Origin of the sequence: Bordetella sp. 15P40C-2 (assembly GCF_009763235.1) — a bacterium.
Lineage (GTDB): Bacteria > Pseudomonadota > Gammaproteobacteria > Burkholderiales > Burkholderiaceae_B > Bordetella_A.
The window spans coordinates 287,527-305,148 of the sequence record NZ_WSJA01000042.1 but is presented as its reverse complement, the minus strand read 5'-3'; the positions used below and the strand labels follow the sequence as shown (position 1 = coordinate 305,148).

16 protein-coding genes are annotated in these 17,622 nt (G+C 61.0%); 11 read left to right on the top strand and 5 right to left on the bottom strand.

The window, feature by feature from the left end:
* Positions 1-182: 182 nt before the first annotated feature.
* Positions 183-794 (bottom strand): C40 family peptidase, encoded by a 612-nt coding sequence (locus GOQ25_RS17535; RefSeq protein ID WP_160351759.1) that lies wholly within the window; start codon positions 792-794, stop codon positions 183-185.
* Positions 795-1,040: 246 nt separating this feature from the next.
* Here GOQ25_RS17535 and GOQ25_RS17530 point away from each other — a divergent pair, with 246 nt between their 5' ends.
* The 4 genes from GOQ25_RS17530 (at position 1,041) to GOQ25_RS19430 (ending at position 4,643) form a co-directional block, all read left to right on the top strand.
* Positions 1,041-2,534 carry an AMP nucleosidase gene (locus GOQ25_RS17530; protein WP_160351758.1) on the top strand — a complete coding sequence of 498 codons (1,494 nt, stop codon included), beginning with the start codon at positions 1,041-1,043 and terminating at the stop codon, positions 2,532-2,534.
* Positions 2,535-2,695: 161 nt separating this feature from the next.
* Positions 2,696-2,992, top strand: coding sequence for a helix-turn-helix transcriptional regulator (locus tag GOQ25_RS17525; protein ID WP_160351757.1), 297 nt, complete (start codon positions 2,696-2,698; stop codon positions 2,990-2,992).
* Positions 2,989-4,317, top strand: a complete 1,329-nt coding sequence (locus GOQ25_RS17520) for a type II toxin-antitoxin system HipA family toxin (protein ID WP_160351756.1) — start codon at positions 2,989-2,991, stop codon at positions 4,315-4,317. Before GOQ25_RS17525 ends, GOQ25_RS17520 begins: the two co-directional genes overlap by 4 nt.
* 158 nt (positions 4,318-4,475) lie before the next feature.
* Positions 4,476-4,643 (top strand): hypothetical protein, encoded by a 168-nt coding sequence (locus tag GOQ25_RS19430; protein WP_202109520.1) that lies wholly within the window; start codon positions 4,476-4,478, stop codon positions 4,641-4,643.
* A 2-nt stretch (positions 4,644-4,645) separates the two neighbouring features.
* On the opposite strand, the gene GOQ25_RS17515 is transcribed toward GOQ25_RS19430, so the two are convergent.
* Positions 4,646-5,611 carry a YicC family protein gene (locus GOQ25_RS17515; RefSeq protein ID WP_160351755.1) on the bottom strand — a complete coding sequence of 322 codons (966 nt, stop codon included), beginning with the start codon at positions 5,609-5,611 and terminating at the stop codon, positions 4,646-4,648.
* Positions 5,612-5,816: 205 nt separating this feature from the next.
* Here GOQ25_RS17515 and rph point away from each other — a divergent pair, with 205 nt between their 5' ends.
* Positions 5,817-6,575, top strand: a complete 759-nt coding sequence (gene rph, locus GOQ25_RS17510) for a ribonuclease PH (RefSeq protein WP_160351754.1) — start codon at positions 5,817-5,819, stop codon at positions 6,573-6,575.
* A gap of 98 nt (positions 6,576-6,673) precedes the next feature.
* On the opposite strand, the gene GOQ25_RS17505 is transcribed toward rph, so the two are convergent.
* The gene (locus GOQ25_RS17505) at positions 6,674-8,041 is read right to left on the bottom strand and encodes an MmgE/PrpD family protein (protein WP_160351753.1); all 1,368 of its coding nucleotides are present in this window, start codon (positions 8,039-8,041) and stop codon (positions 6,674-6,676) included.
* Between the two features lie 88 nt (positions 8,042-8,129).
* Positions 8,130-9,290, bottom strand: a complete 1,161-nt coding sequence (locus GOQ25_RS17500; protein ID WP_160351752.1) for an acyl-CoA dehydrogenase family protein — start codon at positions 9,288-9,290, stop codon at positions 8,130-8,132.
* 133 nt (positions 9,291-9,423) lie between these two features.
* On the opposite strand from GOQ25_RS17500, the gene GOQ25_RS17495 reads away from it, so the two are divergent.
* From GOQ25_RS17495 to ntrC, 6 genes are all read left to right on the top strand, one after another.
* Positions 9,424-10,365: a LysR family transcriptional regulator gene (locus GOQ25_RS17495; RefSeq protein ID WP_160351751.1), complete on the top strand. Its 942-nt coding sequence runs from the start codon at positions 9,424-9,426 to the stop codon at positions 10,363-10,365.
* Positions 10,366-10,461: 96 nt separating this feature from the next.
* Positions 10,462-11,097, top strand: a complete 636-nt coding sequence (rdgB, locus tag GOQ25_RS17490) for an RdgB/HAM1 family non-canonical purine NTP pyrophosphatase (protein ID WP_160351750.1) — start codon at positions 10,462-10,464, stop codon at positions 11,095-11,097.
* A 12-nt stretch (positions 11,098-11,109) separates the two neighbouring features.
* Positions 11,110-12,327: a radical SAM family heme chaperone HemW gene (hemW, locus tag GOQ25_RS17485; RefSeq protein WP_160351749.1), complete on the top strand. Its 1,218-nt coding sequence runs from the start codon at positions 11,110-11,112 to the stop codon at positions 12,325-12,327.
* Between the two features lie 185 nt (positions 12,328-12,512).
* On the top strand, positions 12,513-13,925 hold the full coding sequence (gene glnA, locus GOQ25_RS17480; RefSeq protein ID WP_160351748.1) for a type I glutamate--ammonia ligase: 1,413 nt from the start codon (positions 12,513-12,515) through the stop codon (positions 13,923-13,925).
* Between the two features lie 64 nt (positions 13,926-13,989).
* Positions 13,990-15,057, top strand: coding sequence for a nitrogen regulation protein NR(II) (glnL, locus tag GOQ25_RS17475; protein WP_160351747.1), 1,068 nt, complete (start codon positions 13,990-13,992; stop codon positions 15,055-15,057).
* On the top strand, positions 15,054-16,637 hold the full coding sequence (ntrC, locus tag GOQ25_RS17470; protein WP_160351746.1) for a nitrogen regulation protein NR(I): 1,584 nt from the start codon (positions 15,054-15,056) through the stop codon (positions 16,635-16,637). Before glnL ends, ntrC begins: the two co-directional genes overlap by 4 nt.
* Before the next feature lie 37 nt (positions 16,638-16,674).
* Here the strand turns inward: ntrC and GOQ25_RS17465 are convergent, their stop codons facing one another.
* Complete coding sequence (locus GOQ25_RS17465; RefSeq protein ID WP_160351745.1) at positions 16,675-17,595, bottom strand: LysR family transcriptional regulator; 921 nt, start codon at positions 17,593-17,595, stop codon at positions 16,675-16,677.
* Between the last annotated feature and the right edge of the window lie 27 nt (positions 17,596-17,622).

Here is a 17,622-nt window from a genome sequence, read left to right as displayed (position 1 = left end):
CGTCACCATCTCCAGCTCGTGCTGGTAAGCAGTCGGGGCTTTTAACATCCCTCTATTATGAACAAACCCTCCGTTTTACGGGAGGGTTTGTCAGCAGACTGAGGGAGCTGATCGCTCCCTTTTCTTTTGCCGATTCGTGGCGCGCTGAGCCGGCGAGGGCTCACGCACCCGTCGGATACGGTTTATTGGTGGTCTGCCTGGGCGATCATACGCACCTCGGGCATGGGCGTCTCGGCCGGGGCTTCGATATAGCGTCGGGCTGCGACGTAGTGACGCGACCAATATTTGTTGTCGAGGCTATCGATTCGCACGGTGGAACCACGTGTAGGGGCGTGGACGAATTGGTTCTGACCGATATAAATGCCGACATGCGATACGCCACGGCGTCGCGTCGTCGAGAAGAAAACCAGATCGCCGGGCTTTAGCTCTTTTTTGCTAACGCTGGTACCCTTGCGGCGCTGTTCACGCGCGGTACGGGGCAACTCGACGCCGACAATCTCACGGTAGACGAATTGAGTCAGGCCGCTGCAGTCGAAACCAGCGTCGGGATCATCCCCACCCCAAACGTAGGGGGTGCCAATCGCTTCTAATCCGGCTTGCACAACCATTTCTGGCAGGCTGGGCACCGTCAGGGCGTCGACCATGCGCAGGCCCTGAACCGAAGGGATGGCTTCGGCCATGATCGTGGCGTGAGCGGGGAGGGAACAAGAAAGCCCCAAAGCTAGGAGCGGGGCGCTGAAAAATGCGGTGAAAAGGGAACGGGCAGTACGTGCTTTTCGCGTCGGTGGAGTCATTGCGACACTTCAGAAAATCGGAGTGGGCGGAAAGAGGGCTGACTACGTCAGGCCGGCGAAAGTGTGGCGGCGGAACAACTAAGCCAGGCAGGATTGTACATGAATGACTTTTTTTTGCATTTCGGGGTTAATACTAACCAGATAGAAACATATCGAAGCATTTTCCAGGCGGCTTGGAGACAGTCATTGCGTTGTCTTAACTTCGGCTTATGCTTGAAGGCATGGCAACTTTGCAGAAAATAAAAAATGACAGTTGACTTTTCTGGTGGTTCATTGGGTTTTCCACCTCGCTGGGAGTTCGAGGCGTTCAACGATGCCGAGGCAGCGGTGGATCGATTGACGGCGATCTATGAGCGGAACACGGCCTATATCCGAGATGGGTTTCAACAGGTTGTCGCGGGCCACGACCTGCCAGATCGGGTGCGCACCTGCTATCCCGCCATCCGGATCAAGGTTGATACTTACGATCCCATTGATACGCGTCTATCGTTCGGCCACGTCGCTGAGCCGGGTATTTATCAAACCACTGTCACGCAACCTAAGCTGTTCCGTGAGTATTTCTTGGCGCAAATCGGACTGTTGATACAGAACCATGGAGTTGCCATCGAGGTAGGCGAGTCGCAAACGCCAATTCCCTTGCATTTCGCATTTCCGGAAGGGGCGTATGTCGAGGGTGAGCGGCTGGAAGGCATGCGGCGGCCGTTGCGGGATCTGTTCGATGTGCCGAATCTCGCGGTGACCGACGATGCGATCGTTAATGGCTCGTGGCAAGGGCGGGAGGGCGAGCCGCGTCCATTGGCGCCGTTCACGGCACCGCGGGTGGATTATTCCTTGCATCGCTTGCAGCATTACACAGCGACAGCACCGTCGTACTTTCAGAACTTCGTCCTATTTACGAATTATCAGTTCTATGTGGACGAATTTTGCGCTCGGGCGCGCGCGATGATGGCTGACGGCCAGGGTGAGTACGAGGCGCTGGTGGAGCCCGGCAATCGCATTACACGGCGCGGAGAGTCGCCTGAGCTGGCGCCACCCGGTGGCGTGCGGCTGCCGCAGATGCCGGCTTACCATTTGGTGCGCGCCAACCATTCCGGGATTACGCTGGTCAATATCGGGGTGGGGCCTTCCAATGCGAAGACGATCACAGACCATATTGCCGTGTTGCGTCCGCACGCGTGGTTGATGTTGGGGCATTGCGCGGGCCTGCGGGATTCGCAGCGGCTGGGCGATTATGTGCTCGCGCATGGTTATGTGCGCGAAGACCACGTGTTGGACGATGATCTGCCGACTTGGGTTCCGGTTCCGCCGCTGGCGGAGGTGCAGGTGGCGCTTGAACAGGCGGTCGAGGAAGTGGCGGGGCTCTCAGGCTGGGAGCTGAAGCGCATTATGCGGACGGGCACGGTCGCCAGCATCGACAACCGGAATTGGGAACTGCGCGATCATGATGAGTTGGTGAGGCGGTTTACCCAGTCGCGGGCAATTGCGCTGGATATGGAATCGGCAACCATCGCGGCGAATGGTTTTCGGTTTCGGGTGCCCTATGGCACTTTGTTATGTGTGTCGGATAAGCCTTTGCATGGCGAGTTGAAATTGCCTGGAATGGCTAGCGCGTTTTACCGGAATCAGGTTAATCAGCATCTGGAGATTGGGATCCGGGCGCTGGAACGGCTGCGTGATATGCCGTCTGAGCGCTTGCACTCACGCAAGCTGCGTACATTTATGGAGACCGCGTTTCAATGATGGTACTAAAGTAGTAGAAAGTTCTAAAAAACTACTTTATTGCCATCTTCAATTCCTATGACGATTGCTTCAGTAGCATTAAAGTAGTAAAAAACCTGTAAACACTACTATATTGCTACTTTGCACGATTTTTTGCAGCGCGTCGTGCAAAAACGCCGCCCATGACAACCCTTCCAGAAATCGCCAATATCCTTCGAACTCGGCTCCGGGAGCAAGGGCACACCCAAGCTCAATTGCGCGAATCGGCGGGCATTTCTCAACGCACGCTCACTAATGTGTTCAGCGGCGAGCAGGATTTCAAAGTCAGTACGCTGCTTGCCCTCGCGGACCGGCTCGGCCTGGAACTGCTGCTCGTCCCGAAGGGGGCGGCCGCTGCCGTCGAAGCCGGTGCTGTGGCCAAGCCTAAAGTGCCGACTCGCATCGAGATGGCGCGTCGCCGGTGGAGCGAAGAGCCATGAACGTTCAAGCATTGGCAATCTATATCGGCAAGCAACGCGTTGGCGTACTGTTTCAATACCGCATGCAGGGCGCTGACGTCGTCACCCGCTTTGTCGCCGACGATGCGTTTGCGCGGCGCACGGAAGCGCCGGTGATCTCGGCCGCTTATTTGGCCGCTAGCCCGGAAGATCAGGCGGCGTTTTGGGCCGATGTGCGCAGCGAGCCTTTAAATGGTCGCTATTCGCCGCAAAATGGTTGGCTGCTACCCGCCTTTTTCCAGAACCTATTGCCCGAGGGCGTCTTTCGTGACCATGTGGCGAGGGTGCGCGGATGCGATCCCAGGGACCATTTCGAGATGCTGGCCGCCTGCGGGGGGGATCTGCCGGGCAATGTGTATGCACGACCCGTGGAGCTGTCGCGCAACGAGCTTGCACAGTATGTGACGCAAAACCAGGACGCACTGGAGATGACCGTCACCGCCGATCCAATGGAAGAGGGGGTGTCCCTATCCGGCGTGCAACCCAAGCTGGGCGTGATCAAGGAAGGGCAGCGTTACGTCGGACGCACGCGTGAACACGACACACACATCATTGCGAAACTGCCCGTGGTAGGGCAGCCACTGTTACCCGAATTGGAGGCGTTGTCCTTGCAGCTGGCCGAAGCAGCAGGCGTGCAGATTTGCCAAGCTTACCTGGAGCCCCTGGAGAATCTGGTCGCCGAGCATGGCTACGATCTGGGCGACGCGGATGCGCGCACGCAATTTCTGGCCGTGGTGCGCTATGACCGAGAGCCCGGCCGCCGCATTCATTGCGAGGACTTTGCCCAAGTGCTGGGCGCGATGCCGGAACAGAAATATCAGGCCGCGAGCTATCTCGACGTGGCGGCCGTGATGATGGCGTTTCCGTCGCTAGGCGAGCCTGCTGTGCACGAGCTATTGCGTCGCATGACGGTGAACGAAATGCTCGGCAATCCCGATATGCATCTCAAGAACTTGGGATTGATCTATCACGACGGAATCACTCCGACGCTTGCGCCCGCGTATGACATCGTCGCGTACTCGGCCTACCATCCGTGCCAGGGTCATGCGTTGCGCATCCTGCCGCCCGCGCTGGCGCCACGGCGTAACGCCACCGGCAAACCGTCGCTGTCGCCGGCCGTGCTGCGGGCGTTTTGTGCGCAGCTGCGCATTCCTGAAAAGCCGGCTGCGAAGGCGGTAAGCGACTGCGTCAAGGCGGCGCATGCACAATGGCCGCTGATGATCGAGGCGTCCACCCTGACAGAGCGACAGCGGAAGAATCTGCTGACACATTTTCAAGCGCATCCCATGGTCAAATCCGTACGGTAGGGCGTGGCGGTCCGGCATGGGGGCCTAGCGCTACGAAGAAAACCCCTACAATATGGAAAACGCGATGCGTCTTATGGGTCGCGTCGTGGTCAATGGGCCGGCGCTATCGCGCCGGTACGCGGTACGTAAGGCTGCTGAAGCAGCGGTTTGAGGAAATCATGGGGTCGGTCCCTATCATCTTCGGTACATTCAAGTTGCTCGTCTTGTTCACGGGCATGTTCTTCGCTATCAAGTCGCATTTCGACGGCGAGAAAAAAGAGAAAGCGAAGGAAAGACAAGAGCAGGAAAAGCGAGCCTTGGGCAAGGACCCCGGTAACATCCTCTGATATCACTCAATATTCTGCGCCTGCTCGCGCATTTGCTCGATCAGCAGCTTGAGGTCCATCGCTGCACGGGTGACTTCCATGCTGCCCGCTTTGGAACCCAGCGTATTGGCCTCGCGGTTCATTTCCTGGAACAGGAAATCCAGGCGTTTGCCGGCGCTGCCCGTGGGTCGCGTCTGAGCGGACGCTTTGCCTGACTTCGCCTGTGCGGCGTTGTTGCTTGAGCCGGCTTTGCCGCCCAATAGATGGCGCAGTTCGTCCAGATGCGAGCTGAGGCGTCCCAGTTCCTCCGCAACGTCAATGCGCAAAGCGAACAAATTGCTTTCCTGAGCCAGGCGCTCGGTGAGTTCGGCGCCAGAGATATGGGAGAAGCCTGCCGGAAAGGCGGATTCCATCGCTTCGCGCAGCTTGTTGGAGAGCTTTTCGCGATGATCGGCTAAGAGCTGCGGCAGGTGCGTGTTGACCAATTCCACGATTTTTTCCACATCATCGGCGCAAGCCAGCATGATGTCGGCCAGGCGTTGACCTTCGCGGGCGCGGCCTTCTTGTAGCTGCGCCAGCGCCTCTTTCCCAGCTTGCAGACAGGCAGCGGTCCAGACTTGCGGGTCCAAGGCTTCGTTACTGCGCTGACCCGGCCAATTGAATAATTCGGCCAGACGGGGTGCTTCGATATCCGGCAGGATCTGGCGCGCGGCCGCGAGCTGAGTGGCCAGATGTTGCAGCCAAGCGGGATCGAGCTTGGTGAGCTCGGCGCCAGCGCTGCGGGTGAACGAGGCACGCACCTCGACTTTGCCTCGGCCAAGGTTCGCCGTCAGCAACTCGCGCAGCGGTGTTTCTGCGTGGCGCAGCTCGTCTGGCAAACGGAAATGCAGATCGAGATAACGGCTGTTGACGCTGCGAAGTTCCAGTACCAACGTGCCTGCGTCGAGATCGACGCGGGCGGTGCCGAAGGCAGTCATGCTGCGAATCATGGAAGTGTCCTGATGAAAGAGAAAAAGCGCGGACCGCAAATTTAGATTTCAATGGCCGCAGGATACCTTATGCCGTGCCGAAAGCGGCGCTTGGCCTTGATGACGTCGCGGTTTGCAGCCAACGAGAAGGGCCAGCAACTCGCATGCTGTAGACCGGTGTGGCGACCGCAGCCTCGTACAATGCGATTTACTGCCACCACCTGTCATGGAGCCTGCCTTGTCGTCATCTTCCCTTATTTCCCGCCCCTCTGGTCGTGCTGTGGACGAGCTGCGCCCGTTCAGCCTGGAGCGCGGCTTTACCCGCTATGCCGAAGGCTCGGTGCTGGTGCGAGCCGGCAATACCCATGTCCTATGCACGGCTAGCGTGTTGGACAAGGTGCCGCCGTTTCTGAAAGGCCGGGGCGAAGGTTGGGTGACGGCGGAGTACGGCATGTTGCCGCGTGCCACCCACACGCGCGGCGATCGCGAGGCCGCGCGTGGTAAACAGAGCGGCCGTACGCAAGAGATCCAACGTCTGATAGGCCGCAGCCTGCGCGCGGTGTTCGACATGCAGGCGTTGGGAGAACGCACGCTGCATCTGGATTGCGACGTACTGCAGGCCGATGGAGGCACGCGTTGCGCCAGTATCACCGGCGCCTGGGTGGCGGCGGCGGACGCGGTGGCGTTGTTGATGCAACGTGGCGATCTGGCGACGAATCCGATTCGCGATACCGTCGCCGCGGTGTCAGTGGGAATGGTTGGCGGCCGCGCGGTGCTGGATCTCGATTACGAGGAAGACTCCGCCTGCGATGCCGACGTTAATGTGGTGATGACCGGCGCGGGCCATTTCGTGGAAGTGCAGGGCACTGGCGAAGGCGCGACGTTCACGCGCGCGGATCTGGATGCGCTGTTGGGGTTAGCCGAACAAGGCATTGCACAGCTGACGCGCGCGCAGCGCGAGGCGCTGACTTCGGCGCAACGCTAGACGGAACTTCAAGAACGGCGCGGCTTCGCGCCGTGTGGCTGCTGGCAGGTACGCGGGACATTCGTGCGTGACAACGATGCCAGCAGCCAGCCTTGGAATTACCGGGCGGGCAATAACCGGTCTACGCGGGATTGCTGTTCCAGACCCCAAATCGTCTGGATCAGCTCGCGCACCTCTGCTTCGCTAGCGGCCTGTGCGTAGACGCCAAGGCGCAGCGTTTTTTCCTCGATTTCCGCGCGCGACAGCGTGTTGCCGGGATCGCCTTTCGGCTCATCCACGCGCGCGTGCAGGGTGCGTCCGTCGGTGGTGCGGACGGTGACCTTGCCGATCCAGCGCTCGGGGTAGGCGGAATCGACTTCGGCATCCAGCTCCATGCGCACTTTCTCGCGCAGCGCGGCGACTTCGGCGTCTCCGGGTGCGGCGTCGAATTCGGCCAGACCGGCGTGACTCTTCAGGGCAATCAGGGCAAGCACGGTGCCCATGGAGAACTTGGATTGGTGCACCGTCTTCGGATCCACCACGGGTCCCAATACATCGATGGCGCCTTGATGCACGTGGGTAATGACTTCCGCGATGTCGGCCGCGCGCAAACCGTGCTCGCGCATGGCCAGCTGCAATGCGTCGGCGGCCGGATGGGTGTGGCGGCAAGAGGCGTGATACTTAAAAGAGGTTTCCGCGAGCGCCCAGCGCTCTCCCAGGCGATCGGTCAGACGCGCCGGATTGGCGTCGGTCGACATGCCGGCGCCCATGCCTTGCGGGCCTTCGAGGATGTGACGCGCGCCGGTGAAGCCTTCGCGTGCCAGATACGCGGCGGTAATCCCGTCAGCAGCCGCCTTGGCCGTGTGCAGCTGTTTTGAGTCCGCCGCGTCGCGCAAGAACTCCCACAGGCCCGCGGCTTGGGTGCCAGCCGAACCGAGGGCGTGCAACATCTGGTCTGCATCCAGATCAAGCAGCCGTCCCACCGTGACGGCGGCGGCCAACGTGCCGGCCGTGCCCGTAGTGTGGAAGATCTTGTAGTGCGAACGGCCCAGAAACTCGCCCACGCGGATACCGACTTCATAGCCGGCCACGGAGGCGACCAGCAGATCCTTGCCTGACTTTCCGAGCGCCTGGGCGACTGCCAGGGCAGGGGGGAACACCACGGCAGCCGGGTGAAAGACCGAGCCGTTATGCACGTCGTCTTGTTCCACCACGTGTGCCGCGGCGGCGTTGACCATCGCGGCGAACAGCGGCGAGGTCTGGCGCCGGGATACGAGCACTTCCGCGCCGCCCTCGGCCGGCCCCATTGCGCGGGCGAAACGTTCGATCGCTTGGATGGGGCGGGTATTGGCGCCAGCAAGAATGGACCCCAGGCAATCCAGCAGCAGGTCTTCGGCGCGTCGCAGGACGGGGGCCGGGATGTCTTCGTAGCGCAGGTTGGCGGCGAACGCGGCCAGCACGGCGCTGGGAGAGGAGTTGTCGGTCATGGCGGGTAGGATTGGGTGATTGAGTAGCGGTGCGTGAGGCCCGTCCCACGATGCGACGCGCGGCGGGCCTGAAACAGCGGGCGGCGATTTAGAACGAGCGCGGCAGACCCAGCACGTGTTCGGCCACGTAGGCCAAAATGAGGTTGGTGGAGATGGGCGCGACTTGATAGAGGCGAGTCTCACGGAATTTGCGCTCGACATCGTATTCGGTGGCAAAGCCGAATCCGCCGTGGAATTGCAGGCAAGCGTTGGCGGCTTCCCAGGAGGCATCGGCGGCCAGCAGTTTCGCCATATTGGCCTGCGCGCCGCAGGGCTTGTGCGCATCGAACAGGCGGCACGCTTCATAGCGCATCAGGCTGGCGGCCTCGACGTTGATATGCGCGCGGGCGATGGGAAATTGCACGCCTTGGTTCTGGCCGATGGGGCGGCCGAACACGGTGCGTTCCTTGGCGTAGGCAGTGACCTTGTCGACGAACCAGTAACCGTCGCCGATGCATTCGGCCGCGATCAGCGTGCGCTCGGCGTTAAGGCCGTCCAGGATGTATTTGAATCCTTTACCTTCTTCGCCGATCAGGTTTTCGACGGGGATTTCCAGGTTGTCGAAAAAGAGCTCGTTGGTCTCATGATTCACCATGTTGGGAATCGGGCGGACCTCCATGCCATTTTTGATCGCATGATGCAGGTCCACCAGGAAGATCGACATGCCTTCGGATTTGCGCGTGACCTGGTCCAGCGGCGTGGTGCGCGCCAGCAGAATCATCAGGTCCGAATGCTGTACGCGTGAAATCCAGACTTTTTGGCCATTGACCACATACCGGTCGCCACGGCGCACGGCGGTGGTTTTCAGCTTGGTGGTGTCGGTGCCGGTCGTCGGTTCGGTCACGCCCATGGACTGCAAGCGCAGTTCACCGCTGGCGATGCGGGGCAGGTACTCGCGTTTCTGCGCTTCGGAGCCGTGGCGCAGCAGCGTGCCCATGTTATACATCTGGCCGTGGCAGGCGCCCGAGTTGCCGCCACTGCGGTTGATTTCTTCCATGATGACCGAGGCCTCGGTGAGTCCCAGGCCCGAGCCACCGTATTCCTGCGGGATCAGCGCGGCGAGCCAGCCGGCTTCGGTCAACGCGCGGACGAATTCCTCTGGATACCCGCGTTCCTCGTCGATTTTGCGAAAATACTCGCCGGGAAATTGCGAACACAGGTCGCGTACGGCTTCACGGATGTCTTGGAAATCGTGGTCTTGGTTCAGCATGGTTCGATGTCTGTGTTTATGATGAGGGCGCCGCGGGGCGGGCAACCCCGGCACTTTGCCGCAACCCGGGGCCAGTTGCCAATTCAACATTCATTAACACCGGGTTTGCAATTGCCTAAGCATTGAGGATTCCATGGCAGGGCATTTTGATTTGATTGATCTCCAGCTGATTGTCCATATCGGCGACCAGCTCAGTTTGACGCGTGCGGCGGAAAAAACGCATCTGTCCTTGCCGGCGGCTAGTACGCGCGTGAAAAACCTGGAGGAGTACTTTGGCACCCAGTTGCTGTACCGGACGAGTCAGGGGGTGACGCTGACCCCCTCGGGCGAGGCACTGACGCGGCATGCGCGCACGGTGATGCGGCAGGTCGAGCAGCTGCGCGGCGATATGCAGGAATTCGCGCGCGGGGTAAAGGGGCATGTGCGGGTGCTGGCCAATACCACGGCAATGACCGAGTTCATGCCCGCGGTGCTGGGCCGGTTTCTGGCGGCGCACCCGGATGTCAACGTGGAGCTGCGCGAACGACTGAGTTATCTGATCATGCGCGCCGTGGCTGAAGGCGCGGCCGATGTCGGCATTGTGGCCGGTTGCACGGCTGACCCGAATCTGGAGTTCATCCCCTATCGGCGAGACCGGCTGGTCCTTGTTGCGGCGCGCAGCCATGCGTTGGCGAAAGAGTCCGCAGTCGCTTTTGCCGATACGCTCGACAACGACTATGTCGGGTTGTCGGAGTGGAGCGCGATTCACCCCTTTTTGGTGCAGGCGGCCGCCGCGTTGGGGCGCACCTTTAAATTCCGGGTGGAAGTGGGCAATTTCGAGGCGGTTTGCCGGATGATCGAGACCGGCGTGGGAATCGGCGTGATTCCCGAATCCGTCGCGGTGCGCTTCGCGCGCGTCCTCGACATCGCGATCGTTCCCCTGACGGACGCGTGGGCGCTGCGCGCCTTGCAGATCTGCGTGCGCAGTCGCGATGCCTTGCCCGCCTTTGCCAAGGAATTGGTCAATATGTTGGTCGACGATGTGCCCGAAGCGGAGCGCGAGCGGCCCCATGAGCCCGAGGTGCCGGCAGATTAATGGGGTCGGCGGAGGGCGACGGGCGCGGATCGGCAGAGGCGATGATCCAATGGAACGTCGTCCGATCCGTTTAATGGGCGTCATACAATGAGGTCTATGACTTCCGCATCCATTGATTCTTCTCTGCGCCGCGTTGTGCTGGCGTCCAATAACGCCGGCAAACTGCGCGAATTTTCGGCGCTGTTCGCGCCATTGGGTATCGAGCTCATTCCACAAGGGGAGCTAGGCGTGCCAGAGGCTGAAGAGCCTCACGTGACGTTTGTCGAAAACGCGCTCGCCAAGGCGCGCCACGCCAGCCAGTTGACGGGCTTGCCCGCGATCGCGGACGACTCCGGTCTGTGCGTGGGCGCTCTCGGCGGCGCGCCCGGTGTGCTGTCGGCGCGCTATGCGCAACTCGCGAATCCGGGCGCTGCGCGTAGTGACGATGCGAATAACGCACTGCTGGTTAGCAACCTGGCTGGCATCGCAGACCGACGTGCCTGGTATGTCGCGTTGCTTGTGCTGGTGCGCAGCCACGACGATCCCCAACCTCTGATTGGCGAGGGCGTCTGGCACGGCGAGATCATCGACGCCCCGCGCGGCGAGCACGGATTCGGCTACGACCCGTTCTTTTTGTTGCCGGACCTCGGCCGTACCGCCGCGGAACTCGAGCCCGCCGAGAAAAATCGCATCAGCCATCGGGCCCGTGCTCTGCAGGCGCTGTTGGCCAAACTCGCAGCTGGCAATTCCTGAGCGGATTTCATCGTGGCCATTACTATTCCCATACGCCCGGCAGGCGCCGCCCCACAGTCGGGCAAGCTGACGCCACCGGGCGCCACGTTGACGAGCCTGCCGCCCTTGTCTGTTTACGTGCATGTGCCATGGTGCGTGCGCAAATGCCCATACTGCGATTTCAATTCGCACGCAGCACCGACGGAGATTCCCGAGCGCGCGTATTTGGATGCCTTGCGAGCGGATCTGGAGCAGGCATTGCCGTCGATCTGGGGCCGGCAAGTCATCTCGGTGTTTCTCGGCGGCGGTACGCCAAGCCTGCTGTCGCCGGCTGCGTTGGATGAATTGCTGGGGATGCTGCGCGCCTATCTCAATCTTTGGCCGGACGCCGAGATCACGATGGAAGCCAATCCGGGTACGGCCGAAGCCGGACGCTTCCTGGACTATGCAGCGAGCGGCGTGAACCGTCTCTCGCTGGGCATCCAGAGTTTCGACGACGCGCAGTTAAAGAAACTGGGGCGCATCCATACCGCCGATCAGGCGCGCGCGGCCATTGAGATGGCGCAACGGGCCGTGGACCGCGTCAACCTGGACCTGATGTTTGCCCTACCGGGCCAGGATCTGGACGGCTGTATGCGGGACTTGAACAAGGCCGTGTCCTATGGCACCGAACATCTCTCGTACTACCACCTAACGCTAGAGCCCAACACGGTTTTTGCGAAATACCCGCCCGAGTTGCCAGATGACGATACCAGCGCGGCCATGCAGGACGCGATCGAGGAACGCTTGAATTTGGCGGGGCTGCAGCGCTACGAGGTGTCCGCCTATGCCAAACCCGGCGCGCGTAGCCGCCACAACCTGAATTATTGGGAGTTCGGTGATTACCTGGGCATCGGCCCCGGCGCGCACGGCAAGCTGTCATTCCACGATCGCATCGTGCGCGAAGCGCGTCTGCGCAACCCCGAAAGCTGGATGGCGGCGGCGGTGCGACGCGATGGCTCCCATCTCGCCGAGACTCGCCAAGTGGGCCCCGAGGAGTTGCCCTTTGAGTTCATGTTGAACGCATTGCGGCTCAAAGCTGGGGTGCCGGCTACGCTTTTCGAAGAACGCACCGGTATGTCGCTGGCGGCACTGTCCCGACCGCTTGCCGATGCGACAAGCAGGGGCCTGCTCGATGCAGACCCCACACGTTTGTGCGCCAGTGCACTGGGTTGGCGCTTTTTGAACGATTTGCAGGAAATGTTCCTGTAATTTGTGCGCTAACATGGTGCATCGCATGCACCATGTTTTGCACCATAGCGGTGCATAGTCGCCGCTCTACGCTCTCCATTGGTGTCATAGCCCTGAATCAAAACTTGGCACGCATATTGCTTTTATCTGTACATGCCAGCCGGAACCAGGCGTCGCCACCGGCCTTTTTATCTAATGGAGATGACATGGCAAGCCCGCAAGACATCCTGAAGCAAATCGAAGAGAACGGCGTCAAGTTCCTCGACTTCCGTTTTACCGACACGATGGGCCGTGAGCACCACGTGTCCGTGCCGACGAGCGCCGTCGACGAAGACAAGCTGGAAAGCGGTCAGGCGTTCGACGGTTCGTCGATTCCGGGATGGAAGGGTATCGAAGCTTCCGACATGCTTCTGATCCCCGATCTGAACACCGCTAATCTGGACCCGTTCCGCGAAGAGCCCACCCTGATCCTGAGCTGCGACGTGGTTGAACCGTCGGACCTCAAGGGCTATGACCGCGATCCTCGCTCGCTGGCCAAGCGCGCCGAAGCCTACCTGAAGTCCTCCGGCCTGGGCGATACTGCCTACTTTGGTCCGGAACCCGAATTCTTCGTGTTCGATGGCGTGACCTGGAACACCGACATGTCGGGCACGTTCGTCAAGATCAAGTCCGAAGAAGGCTCCTGGTCCTCGGGTCAGGAATTCGAAGGTGGCAACATGGGCCACCGTCCGCTGGTCAAGGGTGGTTATTTCCCCGTGCCGCCGGTCGATTCCTTCCAAGACATGCGCTCGGAAATGTGCCTGTTGCTCGAGCAAATGGGCGTGCCGGTTGAAGTGCACCACCACGAAGTGGCCGGCGCTGGCCAGCTCGAAATCGGCACCAAGTTCAGCACGCTGGTTCAGCGCGCCGACTGGACGCAGATCATGAAGTACGTGATCCACAACGTCGCCCACGCCTACGGCAAGACCGCGACCTTCATGCCCAAGCCCGTCGTCGGCGACAACGGCTCCGGCATGCACGTGCACCAATCGATCTGGAAAGACGGCCAAAACTTGTTCGCCGGTAACGGCTATGCTGGCTTGTCCGAGTTCGCCATGTATTACATCGGCGGCATCATCAAGCACGCTCGCGCCCTGAACGCGATCACCAACCCGGGTACCAACTCGTACAAGCGTCTGGTGCCGCACTTCGAAGCCCCGGTCAAGCTCGCCTACTCGGCTCGCAACCGCTCGGCCTCGATCCGTATCCCCTACGTGGGTAACCCGAAGGGTCGTCGTATCGAAACGCGCTTCCCGGATCCCCTGGCCAACCCGTACCTGGCTTTCTCGGCCTTGATGATGGCCGGTCTGGACGGTGTGCAGAACAAGATTCACCCCGGCGATCCCGCCGACAAGAACCTGTACGATCTGCCGCCGGAAGAAGACGCCAAGATCCCGACCGTGTGCGCCTCGCTCGACCAAGCGCTGGAAGCCCTGGACAAGGATCGCGAGTTCCTGACGCGCGGCGGCGTGTTCAGCAACGAAATGATCGACGCCTACATTGCACTGAAGGAAGCCGAAGTGCAGCGTCTGCGTATGACCACGCACCCTGTCGAATTCGACATGTACTACAGCCTGTGATGTCTCTGGCTTAGTTGGGGCGACGGGCCGGCCCGCCGGCCCGTCCACCCCCGGTGTGCTTCAAATGATTAATGTAGATGCGTTTGATCTGTTGGCCACGGCCGTCCTTCTTTTGAATGAGAAAGGTCATGTCGAACGAGCCAACGCCGCGGCCGAAGACCTGTTTGGTCGGTCCCGCCGACAGCTAGTCGGGCTATCCGCGGCCACGCTGTTTGCCCATCCCGAGGCAGTACAGTCATCCATCGACCGGGCTGTGTCAGGTCATTTTGCTGATGTGCGGCAATTGTCATCGTTGCGTCGCGCTGGCGAATCGGTTGAAGTCACCGTCACGACGGTATCGTTGAGTGGCCAAGATTGGCCCGTATTGATCGAAGCACGCGAAATCGAACAACGCGTGTTGGCCGACCGCAATCAGCGGCTGGTCGACGAAATCCAGGCGCATCGGGAGCTGTTGCGTAACCTGGCTCATGAAGTCAAGAATCCCTTGGGCGGTTTACGGGGCGCTGCGCAGTTGCTAGAGGCAGAGCTGCCCGACCCATCGCTTGCCGAGTACACCCAAGTCATTATTTCCGAGGCGGATCGCCTGCAGGTGCTGGTCGACAGACTCAGCGGTCCTCAGCGCGTGCCCCTGGCGGCCCAGCCCGTCAATATCCATGAAGTCTGCGAGCGCGTCTGCGCCCTGATTCAGGCGGAATTCCGCGACAAGGTCACGCTGGTACGCGACTATGACGCCTCGGTGCCGGACCTGCAGGGCGACGCTCCACGCCTGATGCAAGCCGTATTGAACGTTACCCGCAATGCCGCGCAGGAGCTGGCATTGCAGAAAGTCGGTCCCGACACGCCGCCGCCGCAGATCACGCTGCGCACGCGTGTCGCGCGACAAGTCATGCTCGCCCACCGTCAGCATCGTCTGGCGCTGGAGCTGGCCATTATCGACAACGGTCCCGGTGTCCCCGACGCCATCCGGGATCGTATTTTTCATCCGCTAGTGACGGCACGGCCCGGCGGCACCGGGCTCGGTCTGAGCCTGGCCCAGGACTTCGTGCAGCAACACGGCGGAATAATTGAATTTGAATCACGTCCCAGGCATACCGAATTCCGTCTGGTCTTACCTATGGAGCAGACGCAGTGAGTAAACCGGTTTGGATCGTGGACGATGACCAGGCCATACGCTGGGTGCTCGAAAAAGCCCTGGCGCGGGCCGACGTCCCGACGCGTAGCTTTTCACAAGCCCCCGATGTGCTTGAGGCGCTGGCGACCGAGATGCCCTCCGCCTTGGTGTCGGATATCCGCATGCGCGGCGGCAGCGGCCTGGATCTGTTGCGCCAGATCAAAGAACGCCATCCGGATCTGCCTGTTATCGTCATGACCGCGTTCGCGGATCTGGATAGCACGGTGTCGGCATTCCAAGGTGGCGCTTTCGATTATCTGGCCAAGCCGTTCGATGTAAACGAGGCCGTGGCGCTCATCGAGCGCGCGCGACAGGACTCGGCATCCAAGGCGCAACCCGAAACCACCGTCGAGGGCGGGGATTCGGCCCAGAACAACGAACGATGGATGATGACGCAGTCCGCATCCAGCGCGATGCAGGAAGTTTTCCGCGCCATTGGCCGCTTGTCGCAGTCCAAGGTCACGGTGCTGATCACTGGCGAGTCCGGCACGGGTAAAGAATTGGTGGCGCGCGCGCTGCACGGGCATGGCGCCCGCGCGAATGGTCCGTTCGTGGCGCTTAACGCCGCAGCAATTCCTCGCGATTTGCTGGAAGCCGAGCTGTTCGGCCATGAGCGCGGCGCGTTCACGGGTGCGAATACCTTGCGCCGGGGCCGATTCGAAGAGGCCCATGGCGGTACGCTCTTTTTAGACGAAATCGGCGATATGCCGATCGAGTTGCAGACGCGTCTGCTGCGTGTGTTGGCCGAAGGCAGCTTTTATCGCGTTGGGGGTTCGCAGCCCGTGCGTGTCGATGTGCGCATCGTCGCCGCGACACACCAGCCCTTGGAGCAACGTGTCGAGCAGGGCCAATTCCGCGAGGATTTATTCCATCGTCTGAATGTGATCCGTCTGCGCTTGCCGCCGTTGCGCGAGCGTACCGAGGACATCCCCGCGCTGGCGAATCACTTTTTGGCCGCGAGCGCACGCACGCTGGGCGTGCCGGTCAAGCGTCTTACCCCGGAAGCACTCAACGTTCTGAAGCGGTTTGATTTCCCGGGCAACGTTCGTCAGCTTGAGAACTTCTGCCATTGGCTCACCGTGATGGCCCCGGGCCAGATCATCGAGCCAGCCGATCTGCCTCCCGAAATCCGCGCCCTGGACCTCGCGGAGCCATTCGGTCATGTGAGCCCCGCGGCAAGCTACGAGGCAAACCATTTCGGCAGTGCCAACGGCACAACCATTACGTCTACGCTGGGCGGCCAGGATCGCGCGGTCGTCGGTGCCGTTCCCACGGCGCCATCGTTTGCACCGTCCGGGTATGGCGTCACGCCTCAGGCAAGCGTGGCCGACTGGCAGCAGGCTTTACTACGCGAAACCCAGCAACGTTTAGACAGAGGCGAGCCCGCCGTGATGGCCACGATGACGCGCCAGTTTGAACGCGTGTTGCTGCAGACCGCCCTCGATGCGAGCCGCGGGCGCCGTGGCGAGGCGGCGTCGAGGCTGGGCATTGGCCGAAACACCATCACGCGCAAGCTGCGCGAACTGGGCATGGAAGAGTAGGGCGCACGAGCGCGGGCCTGCATCGCAGCCGCGCGCGCTAACGCCCCTGCATGCCAAGCAAGCTCTCGCACAACCGGGGTGAGCGCAATTTATCCAGCCACCACTGCAACGCGCGCCCCGGTCTGCGTTCGCGCCACGCATACACAGTCTGTTCGGTAATCGGCACCACGTCATCGGTCGCGCATTGCACCAGCTCGCCGCGCAAGATGTGTGGCGCGGCTAGTGACAACGGCAAATAACCGCAACCCAACCCGCGTATCTGCGCTTCGATCTTGTCTTGCATCGTCGGCATCACGATTTGTGGCTGCTGCATCAATAGCCCACGCGTGCGCGCCGACAGATCGCGTGATGTATCCGCGAGCACGACGGCGCAATAAGCACCGATATCCGCCGCAGTCAGCGGGCGACCCAGCTGCGCCAATGGATGGTGAGGCGCCACGCAAAAGCCGAACTGTAGCTCACCTAATGGATGCGACCAGTATGCACCGCTCGGAACGCCACCTGCATCAGCGCCGATCACCAGATCACAGCGCGCGCTCGCCAGCGCGTCCCACGTTCCGCTCAGTACCTCCGTGGACAATCGCAGCGTCGTGACGGAAGCCAATTCCCGGAATTCGGCAATCACGTCGTAGAGCGGATCCATGGGTAATGCGGCGCTCACCGCGACGCGCAGATCCAACTCCCATCCAGTCGCCACCCGTTTGACCCGGCCCGCCAGTGCGTCCAAAGACTGCAAAACTTGGCGCCCGTCCTGTAGCAAGGTCTCCCCGGCGGGAGTCAGCTTTGCCCGATGGCCGCTACGGTCAAACAGGAGCACGTCCAGCGTGTCCTCTAGCTTGCGAACGGAGTACGTCACGGCCGAAGGGACTTTGCCCAGTTCGCGAGCGGCCTTGGCAAAACTGCCATGTCGCGCGATGGCGTCAATCATGTAAAGCAGCTCGGGCGTGATGGTGTGCATGGCGGGAAAACTCGTTCAAAAAGTTTG

What these genes read in the sequence shown, in the direction of transcription:
- GOQ25_RS17535 (WP_160351759.1), bottom strand. Translation starts at nt 794, where the DNA reads ATGACTCCACCGACGCGAAAAGCACGTACTGCCCGTTCCCTTTTCACC.
- GOQ25_RS17530 (WP_160351758.1), top strand. Translation starts at nt 1,041, where the DNA reads ATGACAGTTGACTTTTCTGGTGGTTCATTGGGTTTTCCACCTCGCTGG.
- GOQ25_RS17525 (WP_160351757.1), top strand. Translation starts at nt 2,696, where the DNA reads ATGACAACCCTTCCAGAAATCGCCAATATCCTTCGAACTCGGCTCCGG.
- GOQ25_RS17520 (WP_160351756.1), top strand. Translation starts at nt 2,989, where the DNA reads ATGAACGTTCAAGCATTGGCAATCTATATCGGCAAGCAACGCGTTGGC.
- GOQ25_RS19430 (WP_202109520.1), top strand. Translation starts at nt 4,476, where the DNA reads ATGGGGTCGGTCCCTATCATCTTCGGTACATTCAAGTTGCTCGTCTTG.
- GOQ25_RS17515 (WP_160351755.1), bottom strand. Translation starts at nt 5,611, where the DNA reads ATGATTCGCAGCATGACTGCCTTCGGCACCGCCCGCGTCGATCTCGAC.
- rph (WP_160351754.1), top strand. Translation starts at nt 5,817, where the DNA reads ATGGAGCCTGCCTTGTCGTCATCTTCCCTTATTTCCCGCCCCTCTGGT.
- GOQ25_RS17505 (WP_160351753.1), bottom strand. Translation starts at nt 8,041, where the DNA reads ATGACCGACAACTCCTCTCCCAGCGCCGTGCTGGCCGCGTTCGCCGCC.
- GOQ25_RS17500 (WP_160351752.1), bottom strand. Translation starts at nt 9,290, where the DNA reads ATGCTGAACCAAGACCACGATTTCCAAGACATCCGTGAAGCCGTACGC.
- GOQ25_RS17495 (WP_160351751.1), top strand. Translation starts at nt 9,424, where the DNA reads ATGGCAGGGCATTTTGATTTGATTGATCTCCAGCTGATTGTCCATATC.
- rdgB (WP_160351750.1), top strand. Translation starts at nt 10,462, where the DNA reads ATGACTTCCGCATCCATTGATTCTTCTCTGCGCCGCGTTGTGCTGGCG.
- glnA (WP_160351748.1), top strand. Translation starts at nt 12,513, where the DNA reads ATGGCAAGCCCGCAAGACATCCTGAAGCAAATCGAAGAGAACGGCGTC.
- glnL (WP_160351747.1), top strand. Translation starts at nt 13,990, where the DNA reads ATGATTAATGTAGATGCGTTTGATCTGTTGGCCACGGCCGTCCTTCTT.
- GOQ25_RS17465 (WP_160351745.1), bottom strand. Translation starts at nt 17,595, where the DNA reads ATGCACACCATCACGCCCGAGCTGCTTTACATGATTGACGCCATCGCG.